The organism is Cellulomonas sp. zg-ZUI22, assembly GCF_017353535.1.
In the GTDB taxonomy this organism is placed as follows: domain Bacteria; phylum Actinomycetota; class Actinomycetes; order Actinomycetales; family Cellulomonadaceae; genus Cellulomonas; species Cellulomonas wangleii.
Genome location: NZ_JAFMUZ010000001.1, coordinates 1,475,963 through 1,490,814, shown reverse-complemented (window position 1 = coordinate 1,490,814; position 14,852 = coordinate 1,475,963). Strand labels below are relative to the sequence as shown.

At 74.2% G+C, this 14,852-nt stretch carries 16 protein-coding genes; 5 read left to right on the top strand and 11 right to left on the bottom strand.

The window, feature by feature from the left end; all coding sequences use genetic code 11:
• Window positions 1-444 (top strand): SitI3 family protein, encoded by a 444-nt coding sequence (locus J1G43_RS06895; RefSeq protein ID WP_207339020.1) that lies wholly within the window; start codon window positions 1-3, stop codon window positions 442-444.
• A 64-nt stretch (window positions 445-508) separates the two neighbouring features.
• Complete coding sequence (locus J1G43_RS06890; RefSeq protein ID WP_207339021.1) at window positions 509-1,495, top strand: LLM class F420-dependent oxidoreductase; 987 nt, start codon at window positions 509-511, stop codon at window positions 1,493-1,495.
• Between the two features lie 146 nt (window positions 1,496-1,641).
• On the opposite strand, the gene J1G43_RS06885 is transcribed toward J1G43_RS06890, so the two are convergent.
• The gene (locus tag J1G43_RS06885) at window positions 1,642-1,998 is read right to left on the bottom strand and encodes a holo-ACP synthase (protein WP_207339022.1); all 357 of its coding nucleotides are present in this window, start codon (window positions 1,996-1,998) and stop codon (window positions 1,642-1,644) included.
• Between the two features lie 28 nt (window positions 1,999-2,026).
• A complete protein-coding gene (glmS, locus tag J1G43_RS06880) occupies window positions 2,027-3,883 on the bottom strand; it encodes a glutamine--fructose-6-phosphate transaminase (isomerizing) (RefSeq protein WP_207339023.1) in 1,857 nt (618 codons plus the stop codon).
• 67 nt (window positions 3,884-3,950) lie between these two features.
• Between glmS and coaA the strand changes: the two genes are divergently transcribed.
• Window positions 3,951-4,916: a type I pantothenate kinase gene (gene coaA, locus J1G43_RS06875; RefSeq protein ID WP_207339024.1), complete on the top strand. Its 966-nt coding sequence runs from the start codon at window positions 3,951-3,953 to the stop codon at window positions 4,914-4,916.
• Between the two features lie 19 nt (window positions 4,917-4,935).
• Here coaA and J1G43_RS06870 read toward each other — a convergent pair whose 3' ends face one another.
• From J1G43_RS06870 to J1G43_RS06835, 8 genes are all read right to left on the bottom strand, one after another.
• On the bottom strand, window positions 4,936-5,481 hold the full coding sequence (locus tag J1G43_RS06870) for a hypothetical protein (RefSeq protein WP_207339025.1): 546 nt from the start codon (window positions 5,479-5,481) through the stop codon (window positions 4,936-4,938).
• A gap of 215 nt (window positions 5,482-5,696) precedes the next feature.
• Window positions 5,697-6,410, bottom strand: a complete 714-nt coding sequence (locus J1G43_RS06865) for a DedA family protein (RefSeq protein ID WP_207339026.1) — start codon at window positions 6,408-6,410, stop codon at window positions 5,697-5,699.
• A gap of 93 nt (window positions 6,411-6,503) precedes the next feature.
• Window positions 6,504-7,298, bottom strand: a complete 795-nt coding sequence (locus J1G43_RS06860; RefSeq protein WP_207339027.1) for a glutamine amidotransferase — start codon at window positions 7,296-7,298, stop codon at window positions 6,504-6,506.
• Complete coding sequence (locus tag J1G43_RS06855; RefSeq protein WP_207378298.1) at window positions 7,295-7,990, bottom strand: peptide deformylase; 696 nt, start codon at window positions 7,988-7,990, stop codon at window positions 7,295-7,297. The genes J1G43_RS06860 and J1G43_RS06855 overlap by 4 nt, the downstream gene beginning before the upstream one ends.
• Before the next feature lie 31 nt (window positions 7,991-8,021).
• The gene (gene glmM / locus J1G43_RS06850; protein WP_207378188.1) at window positions 8,022-9,368 is read right to left on the bottom strand and encodes a phosphoglucosamine mutase; all 1,347 of its coding nucleotides are present in this window, start codon (window positions 9,366-9,368) and stop codon (window positions 8,022-8,024) included.
• A gap of 175 nt (window positions 9,369-9,543) precedes the next feature.
• A complete protein-coding gene (rpsI, locus tag J1G43_RS06845; protein ID WP_207339029.1) occupies window positions 9,544-10,032 on the bottom strand; it encodes a 30S ribosomal protein S9 in 489 nt (162 codons plus the stop codon).
• Window positions 10,033-10,075: 43 nt separating this feature from the next.
• Window positions 10,076-10,519 carry a 50S ribosomal protein L13 gene (rplM, locus tag J1G43_RS06840; RefSeq protein ID WP_207339030.1) on the bottom strand — a complete coding sequence of 148 codons (444 nt, stop codon included), beginning with the start codon at window positions 10,517-10,519 and terminating at the stop codon, window positions 10,076-10,078.
• Between the two features lie 270 nt (window positions 10,520-10,789).
• Entirely contained in the window at window positions 10,790-12,466 is a 1,677-nt protein-coding gene (locus tag J1G43_RS06835; RefSeq protein ID WP_207339031.1) for an ATP-binding cassette domain-containing protein, read from the bottom strand.
• Between the two features lie 104 nt (window positions 12,467-12,570).
• Between J1G43_RS06835 and J1G43_RS06830 the strand changes: the two genes are divergently transcribed.
• Window positions 12,571-13,029 (top strand): DUF5709 domain-containing protein, encoded by a 459-nt coding sequence (locus J1G43_RS06830; RefSeq protein ID WP_207339032.1) that lies wholly within the window; start codon window positions 12,571-12,573, stop codon window positions 13,027-13,029.
• 9 nt (window positions 13,030-13,038) lie between these two features.
• Here the strand turns inward: J1G43_RS06830 and truA are convergent, their stop codons facing one another.
• Window positions 13,039-13,959 (bottom strand): tRNA pseudouridine(38-40) synthase TruA, encoded by a 921-nt coding sequence (truA, locus tag J1G43_RS06825; protein WP_207378187.1) that lies wholly within the window; start codon window positions 13,957-13,959, stop codon window positions 13,039-13,041.
• 34 nt (window positions 13,960-13,993) lie between these two features.
• Here truA and J1G43_RS18980 point away from each other — a divergent pair, with 34 nt between their 5' ends.
• Entirely contained in the window at window positions 13,994-14,767 is a 774-nt protein-coding gene (locus J1G43_RS18980; protein ID WP_207800116.1) for an ROK family protein, read from the top strand.
• The last annotated feature ends 85 nt before the right edge of the window (window positions 14,768-14,852 follow it).

Below are 14,852 nucleotides of genomic sequence, written 5' to 3'. Positions count from 1 at the left end.
GTGTTCATCTACTCGCTCGCCTTGCGCACCAGCCGGACGTCGGAGGACGTGGACGCCGCGCTGCAGGACGGCCTCGCTGCCCGAGGGCGCGGGCCGGACGACGATTCCCTGACGGGTCACGCCCAGCCCGTGACCAGTCCGTCGTTGCAGGCCACACTCGACGAGGCGCTCGGTGAGCACGTCGACGTCGAGGTGAGCCTCTGGCTCGACCCGAAGTCCGACGGGTACGAACAGGCCCGGCAGGACCTCGCCGTGGTGTCCGCGGTCGTCGCGGCACGGACCGCGCAGGCCGCGTGCCTGGTCTTCCAGTACGAGCTCGTGCTGATGCGGTTCTCCGGCGGCCGACTGACGCTGCACGACTGGTACCCGGAGTGGCAGGACCCGGAGGTCGTCGCGGCCCTGCCGGTGCCCTTCGACCGCACGGACGACCCCGGGCTCCTCTGAGCAGCGGCGGCACACGCTTGCCGCTGCGAGGCCGTGAGGGGCGCGCGCGGGTAGCGTGCGTCCCATGCGCTTCGGACTCTTCATCCCCCAGGGCTGGCGGCAGGACCTCACGGGCATCGACGCCCGCGACCACTGGAAGGTCATGCACGGCCTGGCCCGGTGGGCCGACGACGGCGACGTCTTCGAGTCCATCTGGGTCTACGACCACTTCCACGCGGTCCCCGAGCCCAACGGCGAGGCGACCCACGAGGCCTGGAGCCTCATCAACGCGTTCGCGGCCTCCACCTCGCGCGTCCGGCTCGGCCAGATGTGCACGTGCATGGGGTACCGCAACCCGGCCTACCTGGCCAAGGTGGCCACGACGGCCGACGTGATCTCGGGCGGCCGGGTCGAGATGGGCATCGGCGCCGGCTGGTACGAGCACGAGTGGCTGGCCTACGGGTACGGGTTCCCGTCCGCCGGCACCCGCATCGCGATGCTCGACGAGGGCGTCCAGATCTTCAAGCAGATGTGGACCAACGGCACCGCGACCCTGCACGGCGAGCACTACCAGGTGGACGGCGCCCAGCTCTCGCCCCTGCCGCTGCAGGTGGACGGGCCGCCGCTGTGGATCGCCGGGGGCGGGGAGAAGAAGACGCTGCGCATCGCCGCCGAGCACGCGCAGTACACCAACTTCGACGGATCGCCCGCGGGCTTCGCCCACAAGTCGCAGGTGCTGCGCGACCACTGCGACGCGATCGGCCGCAACTTCGACGAGATCACGCGCTCGGCCAACTACAACGTCGTCATCGGCGCGACGGAGGCCGAGGTCGACGACCGCATCGCGTGGATCGAGGAGCACTACGCGAACACGGTGCCCGCGAAGGCCCCCTCGGTCGCCGAGGAGTTCCGCAACGGCCCGCTCGTCGGCACGCCGGACCAGATCGTCGAGAAGCTGCGCGAGCTGCAGGGCCTGGGCATGACGTACGCGATCTGCTACTTCGCCGAGGCGGCCTACGACCGCTCCGGCATCGAGCTGTTCGCACGCGAGGTCGCCCCGCGCCTGCGCTGAGCGCCGTACCGGGTCGCCCCTTCCCCGCGGGGAGGGGGCGACCCGTCGCTCTGCCCGCCCTGCGCCCGGTCGGTCCCGCCCGCACGCAGCGCGAGCGCGGCCCGGTCAGGGCGGCGGGCGCACACGGTCGCGCGTCCGGCGGGTGGTCAGGCGTCGCGCTCGGCGACGACGACGGCCGACGCGATGCCCGCGTCGTGCGAGATCGACAGGTGGAACCGGTCGACCCCCAGCTCCTGGGCGCGTGCCAGGACGGTGCCGACGACCTCGACGACCGGCTGCGCGCCCGCGACGCGCCGCACCGTCGCGTCCTGCCACCTCATGCCCGGCGGTGCGCCCAGGGCCTTCGCGATCGCCTCCTTGGCCGCGAACCGGGCGGCCAGCGACGTGTCGGGCAGGTCGCGCTCGTCCGGCGTGAACAGCCGGGCACGCAGCGCCGGGACCCGCTCGATCGTCGCCATGAACCGCGCGACGTCGACCACGTCGATGCCGACGCCGACGATCACCCGGCACCCCCGGCACCCTGGGCGGGCGTCACTCGACCGTGACGGACTTCGCCAGGTTGCGCGGCTGGTCCACGTCGAGGCCCTTGGCGTGCGCCAGCTCGGAGGCGAACACCTGCAGCGGGACGACCGCCAGCAGCGGCGCCAGCAGGGTCGAGCTCTGCGGCACGGAGAACACCTCGTCGGCGTACGGCACGACCGCCTCGTCCCCGTCCTCCGCGACCACCAGGGTGCGGGCGCCGCGGGCCCGGATCTCCTGGATGTTGGAGACGACCTTGGAGTGCAGCGAGTTGCGCCCGCGCGGTGAGGGGACCACGACGAAGACCGGCTGCCCGGGCTCGATCAGCGCGATCGGGCCGTGCTTCAGCTCGCCCGCGGCGAACCCCTCGGCGTGGATGTAGGCCAGCTCCTTGAGCTTGAGCGCACCCTCCAGCGCCACCGGGTAGCCGACGTGCCGGCCGAGGAACAGGACCGACTGCGTGTCGGCCATCCACCGGGCGATCTCCCGGACCCGGTCCGAGCGGTCGAGCACCTGCTGGATCTTGTCCGGCATCTCCCGCAGCTCGGCGAGCGTGGCCGCGACCTCGTCGGGGAACTTGTTGCCGCGCAGCTGGGCGAGGTACAGGCCGAGCAGGTAGGCGGCGGTGATCTGGGCGAGGAAGGCCTTGGTCGACGCGACCGCGATCTCGGGCCCGGCGTGGGTGTACAGCACCGCGTCGGCCTCGCGCGGGATGGTCGACCCGTGCGTGTTGACGATGGCGAGCGTCGTGGCGCCCTGCTCCTTGGCGTGCCGCAGCGCCATGAGCGTGTCCATGGTCTCGCCGGACTGGGAGATCGCCACGACGAGCGTCCGCTCGTCGACCACCGGGTCGCGGTACCGGAACTCGTGCGCCAGCTCGACCTCGACCGGGATGCGGCACCAGTGCTCGATGGCGTACTTGGCCACGTGCCCCGCGTAGGCGGCCGTGCCGCACGCGACCACGACGATCTTGTCGACCGAGCGCAGCACCGTCTCGTCGATCCGCATCTCGTCGAGGACCAGGCGACCGGCCAGGTCCAGGCGGCCGAGCAGCGTGTCGGAGACGGCCTGCGGCTGGTCGTGGATCTCCTTGTCCATGAAGGACCGGAAGCCGCCCTTCTCGGCGGCGCTGATGTCCCAGTCCACGGTGTAGGGCGTGGCCTGCACGGGACTGCCGTCGAGGTCGGTCACGGTCACGGACGTCGGCGTGATGGTCACGACCTGGTCCTGCCCGAGCTCCAGGGCCCGCCGCGTCGAGCCGATGAACGCCGCGACGTCCGACCCGAGGAAGTTCTCGCCGTCACCGAGCCCGACGACCAGCGGCGAGTCGTGACGGGCGCCGACGACCGTGTCGGGGAGGTCGGCGTGCACGGCCAGCAGGGTGAACGTGCCCTCGAGACGCCGTGCCACGGAGGCGAGGGCCGCCGTGAGGTCCTTGCTCGCGTCGTAGGCACGCGACACCAGGTGCGCGACGACCTCCGTGTCGGTCTCCGACAGGAACTCCACACCCTCGGCGAGCAGCTCGGCCTTGAGGACGGCGTAGTTCTCCACGATGCCGTTGTGGATGAGGGCGAGGCGGCCGGCCACGTGCGGGTGCGCGTTGACGTCGGTCGGGCCGCCGTGGGTGGCCCAGCGGGTGTGGCCGATCGCCGCGGTCGCCGGGGGCAGCGGGCGCGCGTCGAGCTCCTCGACGAGGTTGGCGAGCTTGCCCGCCTTCTTCGCGACCGCGAGCTCGCCGCCAGGGACGACCAGCGCCACGCCCGCCGAGTCGTAGCCCCGGTACTCCAGCCGTCGGAGCCCTTCCAGCGACACGTCCAACGGCCGCCCGCTCGGACCGGCGCTGCCCACGTACCCGACGATTCCGCACATGCGCCCGATCCTAACGGGCCAACCTCCGCCCGACGGCCTCGCGCGGCGCGACGGCACAACACCCGTCATGGGGAACAATCGTCAGGTGCCGTCCCTGGTCCCCGCCACCCCGTACGTCGACCTCGACCGTGCTGCCTGGACCCGGTTGTCGGCCTCGACGCCCCTGCCGTTCACCGACGACGACGTCGAGCGCCTGCGTGGTCTGGGCGACCCGATCGACCTGGCCGAGGTCGACGCGATCTACCGGCCCCTGTCACGTCTGCTCGACCTGTACATCCAGGCGACCCGCGGTCTGCACCACGCGACGAGCACGTTCCTGCGGGAGGACGTCGGTCGCACGCCCTTCGTCATCGGCGTGGCCGGCTCGGTGGCCGTGGGCAAGTCGACGACCGCACGGCTCCTGCGCGAGCTGATCGCCCGGTGGCCCGCCACCCCGCGGGTGGAGCTGGTGACGACCGACGGGTTCCTCCACCCGAACGCCGAGCTCGAGCGCCGTGGGCTGCTGCAGCGCAAGGGGTTCCCGGAGTCGTACGACCGCCGGGCCCTGCTGCGCTTCGTGTCGAAGGTGAAGGCGGGACGCCCCGAGGTCACCGTCCCGGTGTACGACCACCTGACCTACGACATCGTGCCCGGTGCGCACGTCGTGGTGCGCCAGCCGGACGTCCTCATCGTCGAGGGCCTCAACGTCCTGCAGCCCGCCCGCCCGACGCTCGAGGGCACCTCCAACCTGGCGCTGAGCGACTTCTTCGACTTCTCCATCTACGTCGACGCCCGCACGTCCGACGTCAAGCAGTGGTACATCGACCGCTTCCTCTCGCTGCGCGCCACGGCGTTCGCGCGGCCCGAGTCGTACTTCCACCGCTACGCGTCGCTGTCCGACGACGAGGCGGTGGCGCGCGCCGAGAGCATCTGGGACAGCATCAACGCGCCCAACCTCGAGGAGAACATCCTGCCGACCCGCAGCCGGGCCACGCTGGTCCTGACCAAGGGGCCGGACCACGCCGTCCAGCGGGTGCGGCTGCGCAAGATCTGACGTCCGCGGCGCGGGCCGGTCAAGGGGCGGAGGCGGCGACCGGCTGCGCGAGCGCGACCGGGTGCTCGGTGCGGTCGAGCACGTCGAGGGCGTCGAGCGCCTCGGCGGTCGCGGCACCCTCGCAGGCCGCGTCGGCGGGGAGCAGCACGGCCGCCCCCATCGCGTCGACCAGCCAGACCTGGGGGACGACGGCGGTGCCGCACTCCCCCGGGGCCGCGCGGGTCACGAGGTCGACGAGGGGGTCGAGGTCGCCCTCGAGCCGGGTGGCGGTGACGGCCCACCACCGGCCCGCCGAGTCGCGCAGCGTCTCGCCGCGGTCGCACACGAGCGCGGTGTCCGCCACGAAGTCCGCGGGCGGCAGGCCGCGGGCGGCCGGGGCCGGCGCGTCGGCCGCACGTGACGCGTCGAGCTCGAGGCCCAGGGCCTCGAGCACCCCGGCGTCCAGACAGCTGGCGTCGGTGCGGACCTCGGCCGTGGCCGCGTCGGGAGCCGCGGGCGCGGGGCCGGCGCAGCCGCCGAGCGCGAGGGCGACGGCTACCGCCGCGCCTCGTCCCGCTGCTCGCACCCTCGTACTCCCGCCTGGTCGCCGACCCCGGACGCACGACGGACGACCCCCGGGTGGTGGCCGGGGGCCTCGCGTGCGCGGGGAGGCCGACGTCGACGTCGTCCTGGTCCTACGGTAGGTCGCCCGACGCGGCCCTGCGCGGTCACCCGGACGGTCGATACCGGATCGTTGTCACACCGACACCTCCGCGAGGTCATTGTGACCTCGACCACGAGTCATGCGGCCGTGTCCTCGCTGCGGTGCGCGGCCACGTCGGTGCGGACCCCACCGTGACCGGCCGGGTCCCCCGACGGTGACGGCTCCCCGTCCTCACCGGTCGACGCCGCCGGGACCGCCGGGGTGTCGATCCCCAGCCACCGCCGCAGCACCTGGTCGACTGCCAGGCCGATGAGGAACCCGCCGACCACCCCGGTGGCGACGCCGACCAGCGGAGAGTGCCCCAGCACCACACCGGTGCCGATCCCGATCAGCGTCGAGTAGAGCGCCCACGTCACCGCGGCGATCGCGGTGAGCAGGACGAACCGGCGGCGGCGGAACCCGAGGGCACCGGCGGTCATGTTGACCGCGACCCGGCCGACGGGGATGTAGCGGGCGGCGATGATGAACGCCGCCCCGCGCTCGCGCAGCGCGTGCTCGGCCCAGTCGAGGACGCGCTGGCCGCGCCGGCCGCGGAACAGGCGCAGCCGGCGGACGGGGACCCGCGTGCCGACCTGGTAGGCGAGCTGGTCACCCGTGAACGCGCCGAGCGCCGCGACCACCACGACCGCCCACAGCACGGGACTCCCCGTCGAGGTGGACAGCGACGAGAGCGCGATCACGACCGACTCGCTGGGGATCGGAGGGAAGATGCCGTCGACGGTGGCGAACACGAACAACGCCGCGAAGACCCCCGGCGACGCCGCCATCTCCAGCACCCACTGCTCGAGCACGTGCTCTCCCCTCGTCGTGCCCACCCCCCGACGAGGCCGACACGACCACGCTAGGCGCCGGTCCGCGGCCCGTACATGGGGGCACCCCCCGAATCAACCCCGAGCGACCCCGATCCCGTTCCCGGGGATGACGGTGCGGGAGCGCCCGTGGTCCCGTGGACGGACGTGTCGTTCGACGAACGCCCGCAGCACCGGCGGCACGGTGTGCACACCGCTGCGGCGCGCGGCGGCGACCACGTCCTCGGCCTCCTCGGGGTCGAAGTACCCGTCGAACCGGTAGGCGTCGACGCGGGTCTCGAGCCCGGCGACGTCCAGCTCGGGATGGAACTGGGTGGCGTAGACGTTGCGGCCCACCCGGAAGGCCTGGACCGGCGCGCCGGCCGACGTCGCGAGCAGCACGGCGTGCGGCGGCAGCACGCTCAGCGACTCCTTGTGCCCCACGAACGCCTGGAACGTGGCCGGTCCTGCCCCCAGGACAGGGTCCGCCACGCCCTGCGCGGTGAGCTCCACGGTGACCGCACCGACCGGCTCCGCGTGCTGCCCGTCGACCACGCCGCCCTGGTGACGCCCGAGGGTGCCGATGCCGTAGCAGGCCCCGAGGAACGGCACGTCCGCCGGGACCACCGCGTCGAGCAGCCGCGCGAGGTCGGCCTCGACCCGGCGCTGCACGGCGGACTTGGTGGGCTCCGGGTCGCTGACGCAGAACGGCCCGCCACCCAGCACGATGCCGGACCAGTCGTCCAGGTCGACGTCGCGCAGCGGCGCCGCCTCCAGACGGACCCGCCGCATGGTCGACTCGTCGAGGCCGGTGCACCGCAGCACGGCCGCGTACTCGTCGTCCGCGGGCCCGTCCTCGGGACGCACGCCCAGGAACAGGAACGGCTTCATGGCGACTCCTCCCCGGCACCGCCTCGTGCCGTGCCCGGCAGCTCGAAGCCCAGCGCCCGCGCGGCCGCGCGCGGGACGGGCTCCGCACCCCAGTGTGCGCCCCAGGCGTCCGTCGCGGACAGCGAGCGGGTCAGGGCCCGGTCGACGTAGAGCGTCCCCCGCAGGTGGTCGGTCTCGTGCTGGACGATCCGCGCGGGCCAGCCCGTGAGCACCTCGTCGAGGTGCGCGCCGGTCTCGTCGAGCCCCGTGAGGTGCACGGCGCGGGGCCGCGGGACCACCGCCTGGTAGCCGACGACGCTCAGGCAGCCCTCGTAGAAGGCCGCGACGTCGTCGCCCGCGGGCACGTACGACGGGTTGACGAGCACCCGGTACGGCAGCTGCGGGCGCTCCCGCACGCGCGCCACGTCGTCGTCGCCCGCCCCGGGGTCCTCGACGACCGCGAGCGCGAGCGGCAGGCCGATCTGCGGCGCGGCCAGCCCGACGCCCGGCGCCGCCCGCATCGTGCGGCGCATGAGCGCCAGCAGGTCCGTCAGCTCGGCCGCGTCGACCTGCCCGTCGTAGGAGACCGTCGACGCCCGCAGCACGGGGTGACCCGCCTGCACGATCGGGGCGACGGCGTCCGGTCCCGCGGCGTGCGCCGCGTCGAGCGTGCGCAGCACCAGGTCCCGCACGACCCCGTCCCGTCCGTCCACCACGGTCGGCCCCTTCCGTCGTGCCGCTGCGTCAGAGCGCCAGACGTGTGCGGACCACGTCGGCCAGCTCGTGCGCGATGCGCTCCGCCTCGTCCTGCGTCCCCGCCTCCACCATGACCCGCACCAGCGGCTCGGTGCCCGACGGGCGCAGCAGCACCCGCCCCGAGTCGCCGAGCAGCTTCTCCGCGTGGGCGACGGCGTCGACGAGCACGGGGTCGTCGGTGCGCGCGCGGTCCACACCGGGCACGTTGACGAGGATCTGGGGCAGGCGCCGCACGATCGCCGCGAGGTCCGCCAGGGGACGGCCGGTCTCGACGACGCGCGCGGCGAGCTGCAACGCCGTGAGCAGACCGTCACCGGTCGTGGCGTGCGCGGCCAGGATGATGTGACCGGACTGCTCGCCGCCCAGGCCGTAGCCGCCGGCACGCATGGCCTCGAGGACGTACCGGTCGCCCACGCCGGTCTCGACGGTCGCGATGCCCGCCTCCCGCATGGCGATCCGCAACCCCAGGTTGCTCATCACGGTCGTCACGAGGGTGCCGTGCGGCAGCGCGCCGCGCTCGTGCAGCGCGACGGCGAGGACGCCCATGATCTGGTCCCCGTCGACGAGCACACCCTGCGCGTCGACCGCGAGGCAGCGGTCGGCGTCGCCGTCGAGCGCGACACCCAGGTCGGCGTGCGCGGCGACGACGGCGGCCTGCAGCTGCTCGGGGTGCGTCGACCCGCACGCCTCGTTGATGTTGCGACCGTCCGGCGAGGCGTTGATGACGACGACGTCCGCACCCGCGTCCCGCAGCGCGGCGGGCCCGACCTCGCTGGCCGCGCCGTTGGCGCAGTCGACGACGATCCGCAGACCCTCCAGCCGCGTGCCGACGGTCGTGACGAGGTGGTCGACGTACTCGCGACCCGCCTGGCCGTTGTCGATGCGGATCCGTCCGACGTCGGCCCCCGTGGGCCGGTCCCACGCCTCGCCCATGCGTGCCTCGATGGCCGCCTCGACGTCGTCGTCGAGCTTCTGGCCGCCCCGGGCGAGGAACTTGATGCCGTTGTCCGGCATCGGGTTGTGCGACGCCGAGAGCACGACGCCCAGGTCGACGCCCCGGGCCGCGGTCAGGTAGGCCACGGCGGGGGTGGGCAGCACGCCCACGTCGTCCACGTCGACCCCGGCCGACGCGAGGCCGGCGGAGACGGCCGCCGAGAGGAATTCCCCCGACGCCCGCGGGTCGCGTCCCACCACGGCACGTGGCCGGTGCCCGGCGAACGCTCCCCGGGTGGCGAGCACGTGCGCGGCGGCCACGGACGCGTCGAGCGCGACCTCCGCCGTGACATCGCGGTTCGCCAGACCACGCACCCCGTCGGTACCGAACAGACGACCCATCACCTGACTCCTTCGCGTGCCGGTCGGCGGCCCCCCCGAGGGGTCCCGCGCCCGACGTCCTGACTGATCCGTCCGCGGCGCCGCACGCTGCGCGCCGGTGCTGCCCTGCTTCCCGACATGCCGATGGCCTCGGCGGTCTGTCGACCGCCGAGGCCATCGGGCCGAGGCGCTGGGGTCAGCGCTTCGAGTACTGCGGCGCCTTGCGGGCCTTCTTCAGACCCGCCTTCTTGCGCTCGACCACACGCGCGTCACGCGTGAGGAAGCCGGCCTTCTTCAGGGCCGGGCGGTTGTTCTCCTCGTCGATGGCGTTCAGCGCCCGGGCGATGCCCAGACGCAGGGCGCCGGCCTGGCCGGAGACGCCACCACCGGTGATGCGCGCGACGACGTCGAAACGACCCTCGACGTCCACGAGCTTCAGCGGGGAGTTGACGAGCTGCTGGTGCACCTTGTTGGGGAAGTACTCCTCGAGCGCACGGCCGTTGATCTTCCACTGGCCGGTGCCGGGCACCAGACGGACGCGGGCGACAGCCTCCTTGCGGCGGCCGAGCGCCTGGCCCGGTGCCGTGAGGGACTGTCCGCGGCCGGTGGGCGCAGCGGTCTCGGAGGTGTAGCTGGTGGGCGTGTCGTCGCCCTCGTACTCGGTCTCGACGGTGGTCTGAGCCACGGGATCCTCGCGTTCTAGTTTCTCTGCCGCAGCAGCCGGGGGCTTACTGCGCCACCTGGGTCAGCTCGAACGGCTTCGGCTGCTGGGCCGCGTGCGGGTGCTCCGCACCGCGGTAGACCTTGAGCTTGCTGAGCTGTCCACGACCGAGGGTCGTGTGGGGCAGCATGCCGCGGACGGCCTTCTCGATCGCCCGCTCGGGGTGCTTCTCGAGGAGCTCGGCGTAACGGGTCGCCCGCAGGCCACCCGGGTAGCCGGAGTGGCGGTACGCGAGCTTGGTCTCACGCTTGTTGCCGGTCAGCGCGACCTTCTCCGCGTTGATGACGATGACGAAGTCACCGCCGTCGACGTGGGGGGCGAAGGTCGCCTTGTGCTTGCCGCGCAGCAGCGTGGCCACGTGGCTGGCCAGGCGGCCGAGCACGACGTCGGTCGCGTCGATGACGTACCAGTTCCGCTCGACGTCGCCGGGCTTCGGGGTGTACGTGCGCACGGGGTGCCTCTGTCTCGTGATACGTGTCGTGGCCGGGCGCGCAGGGCGACCGGCCGAGGATGGCTGCCGGAGCATCCCGCCCGGCGAGTGGGATCGCACCAGGACGGCCATCGGCACCCGGTGGTGAGAAGCCACCGGTGCGCGACAGGGGACGCACAACGACACAACAGACTACGGCACGGTCCACCCAGGGCCAAACCGGCGTCCGCTGGGCTCCCTGGAGGCGCCCCGGAACCGCCCCGGAGCACGCCCGGGACGACGCCCACGCCCTCAGCGCACCCGCTGCACGCGTCCCGCGTCCCACACGGGCTCCGGCGTCTCGACGACCGAGCCGTCGGCGCCGAACACGAGGAAGCGGTCGAACGTGCGCGTGAACCACCGGTCGTGCGTCACCGCCAGGACGGTGCCCTCGAACGCCGCCAGCCCCGCCTCGAGCGCCTCGGCCGAGTGCAGGTCCAGGTTGTCCGTCGGCTCGTCGAGCAGCAGCAGGGTCGCACCACCGAGCTCCAGGAGCAGGATCTGCAGCCGCGCCTGCTGCCCGCCCGACAGCGTCTCGTAGCGCTGCTCGGCCGCGTCGACGAGCTCGTAGCGGTCCAGCGCACGGCTCGCCGCCTCACGGCCCAGCCCGACGCGGTGCCCGTCGCCGCGGTGCAGGACCTCCAGCAGCGTCCGGCCGACGAGCTCGGGGTGCGCGTGGTTCTGCGCGAACCAGCCCGGCCGCACCCGTGAACCGAGCACGACGCTCCCGGTGTGCGCGACGGGTGCGACCGGCACGTCGCCGGCCGGGGCGTGCTCGGGGTCGCTGCCACCGGCCGCGAGCAGCCGCAGGAAGTGGGACTTGCCCGACCCGTTGGAGCCCAGCACCGCGACCCGCTCGCCGTACCAGACCTCCAGGTCGAACGGCTTCATGAGCCCGCTGAGCTCGAGACCCCGCGCGACCACTGCCCGCTTGGCGGTCCGTCCGCCGCGCAGCCGGACCGCGACGTGCTGCTCGCGCGCGACGACGGCCGGCGGACCGGCCTCCTCGAACTTGCGCAGCCGCGTCTGCGCCGCGTGGTAGCGGGACGCCATGCCGTCGTTGAACGTGGACCTCAGCTTGAGCGAGGCCACGAGCTCGCGGAGCTGGACGCGCTCCTCCTCCCAGCGCCGCAGCAGCTCCTCGTGCCGGGCCCGGCGGTCGGCGCGGGCCTGCGCGTACGACGCGAACCCTCCCCCGTGCACCCACACCCGCGCACCGCCCGGCGTCGGCTCGAGCGTGGCCACGTGCGTGGCGACCCGCGCGAGCAGCTCACGGTCGTGGCTGACGAACAGCACGGTGCGCCCGCTCGTCACGAGCCGGTCCTCCAGCCAGCGCTTGGTCGGCACGTCGAGCGCGTTGTCCGGCTCGTCGAGCACCAGCACCTCGTCCGGCCCTCGCAGCAGCGCCTCGAGCACGAGCCGCTTCTGCTCCCCGCCCGACAGCGTCCGCACGTCCCGGTGCTGGGCGCGCTCGAACGGCAGCGACAGCACCGCGTCGGTCACGCGGTCCCAGCCCACCTCGGCCTCGTACCCGCCGACGTCGGCCCAGTCCGCCAGCGCCTGGGCGTAGCGCATCTGCGTCGGCTCGTCGTCGCGCTCCATCATCGCCAGCTCCGCGGCCGTCAGCTCGGCCGCGGCAGCCGCCACCGCCGCCGGCGCCAGCCCCGCCAGCAGGTCGCGGACGCTGCGGTCGTCGTCGATCCGGCCCACCTCCTGCCGCATGACGCCCAGGCCGCCGCTGCGCTGCACCGAGCCCGTGTGCGCCGTGGCCTGCCCCGTGACGACGCGCAGCAGCGTGGACTTGCCGACGCCGTTGGGTCCGACCAGGGCCGTGCGGGAGCCCTCACCGACCCGGAAGGTCACGTCGTGCAGCAGGCGCCGCCCGTCGGGGAGCGTCCAGCCGACACCACCGACGTCGAGATGACCCATGCGCGTCAGTCTCCCGGGAGGACCGCCACGGCAGGAAGCGCAATGTGCAGCGCACGGGCGCCGTCCTGTGGCGGGCGGTGCTGACCGGTGCTTGGGTCGGGGGCATGAGCGAGGACACCCCAGCCACCAGCACCGACCCGGCTCTCGGCTCCGAGGGCGACAGCAACCAGCTGCCCGGCGAGGACACGTTGGTCGAGCGCGGCGTCGAGGACCCCCTGGACGAGGGCGTCGCCCCGCCCGAGCGCCCCCGCCCCGCGTCCGCCCACTTCGGCGAGACCGCCTGGGAGGAGGCGCGCGGCGAGACCCTCGACCAGCGCGTCGCGCAGGAGGAGCCCGAGGTGTGGGAGGTGGACCCGGTCGCGCCGGCCAACCGCGAGGAGCTGCGCGCCGGTCGCCTGGTCGAGGACGACGACGCGGTGGACGCCGGCGGCACGGACGGGTTCGCCGTCGACGTGGGCGTCTCCGGCGGCGCCGCCTCGGCCGAGGAGGCAGCGGTGCACGTGATCGAGGAGGAGTACGTCATCGAGACGGTCGACGACGACCTCCGGGACGACGTGCGCTGACACGACGTCTCAGCCGCAGCACCCCGACACGGGACGCACGCCGTCCACGTCGTCCGCTGCGCGCCGCGCACGCGTCTGCGCGGCGCGCAGCGCGAGCTCGTCGTCCGACGGGTAGCCGACGTGCTCCAGCGTCAGGCCGTGCGGCGCGACCACGGTCGCACCGCCCTCCCGGCGGCGGCCGTCCAGCAGCTCGCGGGGCCAGGTCACCGGGCGCCGCCCCTCCCCCACGGCGAGGCTCGCGCCGACCAGCGCCCGGACCATGGAGTGGCAGAAGGCGTCGGCCTGCACGTCGGCCACGACCAGGCCGGCATCCGGGCCGTCCGCGGGGCGCGACCACGCGAAGCGCTCGAGCGTGCGGATGGTCGTGGCGTCGGGCCGCGGCTTGCAGTACGCGGCGAAGTCGTGCCGCCCGACCAGCGTCCGCGCCGCCGCGTCCATCGCCGCGACGTCCAGCGGGCGGCGGTGCCCGAGCACCCAGCCGCGACGCAGCGGGTCCCGCAGGGCGTCCGCGTCGCACACGCGGTACGCGTAGCGGCGGCGCAGCGCCGAGAAGCGCGCGTCGAAGCCCGCGGGCGCCCGCGTCACCGCGTGCACGACGAGGTCCGCCGGCAGCACGCCCGCCAGGCGCGTCGTCAGGGCGTCGACGTCGGCCCGGTCCGAGCGCCCGCGCGCCGCGGCCAGGGCGCCGGCCACGACGTCGACGTGCGCGACCTGGCCGCGGGCGTGCACCCCGGCGTCGGTGCGCCCGGCGACGGTCACGCGCGGCGGCGCCTCCCCGCGCGGTCCGCTGCGCAGGACGGTCGCCAGGGCGTCCTCGAGCACCCCCTGCACCGTGCGCAGCCCGGGCTGGCGCGCCCAGCCCGCGAACCCGGCGCCGTCGTACGCCAGGTCCAGACGCAGCCGCACGGGGGGTTCGTCGACGCCGGTCACGGGCCCACCGTAACCGGCGGGCTACCGTGGCACGGTGACCCGGGGCCCCGAGCCGTACACGCTCGCCGTCGACTGCGGCGGCAGCGGCATCAAGGCGTCGGTGCTAGACGCCGCCGGCACCCTGCACGTGCCCGCGGTCCGGGTCCCGACGCCCTACCCGCTGCCCCCGGACCGGCTGGCCGACACGATCCGTGACATCGCCGCCGGGCTGCCGACGGCCCAGCGGGCGACCGTCGGGGTGCCCGGGATGATCCGGCACGGCGTCGTCGTGGCCACACCGCACTACGTGACGCGCTCGGGCCCCCGGTCCGCGGTGCTGCCCGAGCTGCTCGCGGCGTGGTCGGGCTGCGACGTCCAGGCGTTGCTCACGCAGCGGCTCGGCATCCCCACGCTCGTGCTGAACGACGCCGAGGTGCACGGTGCCGGCGTCGTGTCCGGGACCGGGCTGGAGCTGGTGCTCACGCTCGGCACGGGCCTGGGGTCCGCGCTGTTCGACGGCGGGCGCCTGGCACCACACCTGGAGCTGTCGCACGCGCCCGTCCGGTGGGGCACCACGTACGACGCATACATCGGCGAGCACGAGCGCGCGCGCCTGGGCGACGCGCTGTGGTCACGCCGGGTCCGCAAGGTCGTCGAGGGGTTCCGGCCGGTCTTCCGCTGGGACCGGGTCTACCTCGGCGGCGGCAACGCCCGCCGCGTGACGGCCGCGACGCTCGACAGGCTCGGCGACGACCTCGTCGTCGTGCCGAACCAGGCGGGCATCGTCGGCGGGGTGCGTGCCTGGGAGCTCGCCGGGCGGGACGGCTGAACGACGAGCCGCGAGGTCGTCGAGGACATCCAGCAGCACGCGCGTGAACCGGACCGGGCGCACGAGGCTCACGAGGTGGGTCGCC

Excerpts from the sequence above, each read along its gene's own strand:
- glmM (WP_207378188.1), bottom strand. The coding sequence starts at position 9,368 with ATGGGTCGTCTGTTCGGTACCGACGGGGTGCGTGGTCTGGCGAACCGC.
- J1G43_RS06860 (WP_207339027.1), bottom strand. The coding sequence starts at position 7,298 with ATGAAGCCGTTCCTGTTCCTGGGCGTGCGTCCCGAGGACGGGCCCGCG.
- glmS (WP_207339023.1), bottom strand. The coding sequence starts at position 3,883 with ATGTGCGGAATCGTCGGGTACGTGGGCAGCGCCGGTCCGAGCGGGCGG.
- J1G43_RS06830 (WP_207339032.1), top strand. The coding sequence starts at position 12,571 with ATGAGCGAGGACACCCCAGCCACCAGCACCGACCCGGCTCTCGGCTCC.
- J1G43_RS06890 (WP_207339021.1), top strand. The coding sequence starts at position 509 with ATGCGCTTCGGACTCTTCATCCCCCAGGGCTGGCGGCAGGACCTCACG.
- J1G43_RS06835 (WP_207339031.1), bottom strand. The coding sequence starts at position 12,466 with ATGGGTCATCTCGACGTCGGTGGTGTCGGCTGGACGCTCCCCGACGGG.
- coaA (WP_207339024.1), top strand. The coding sequence starts at position 3,951 with ATGGGGAACAATCGTCAGGTGCCGTCCCTGGTCCCCGCCACCCCGTAC.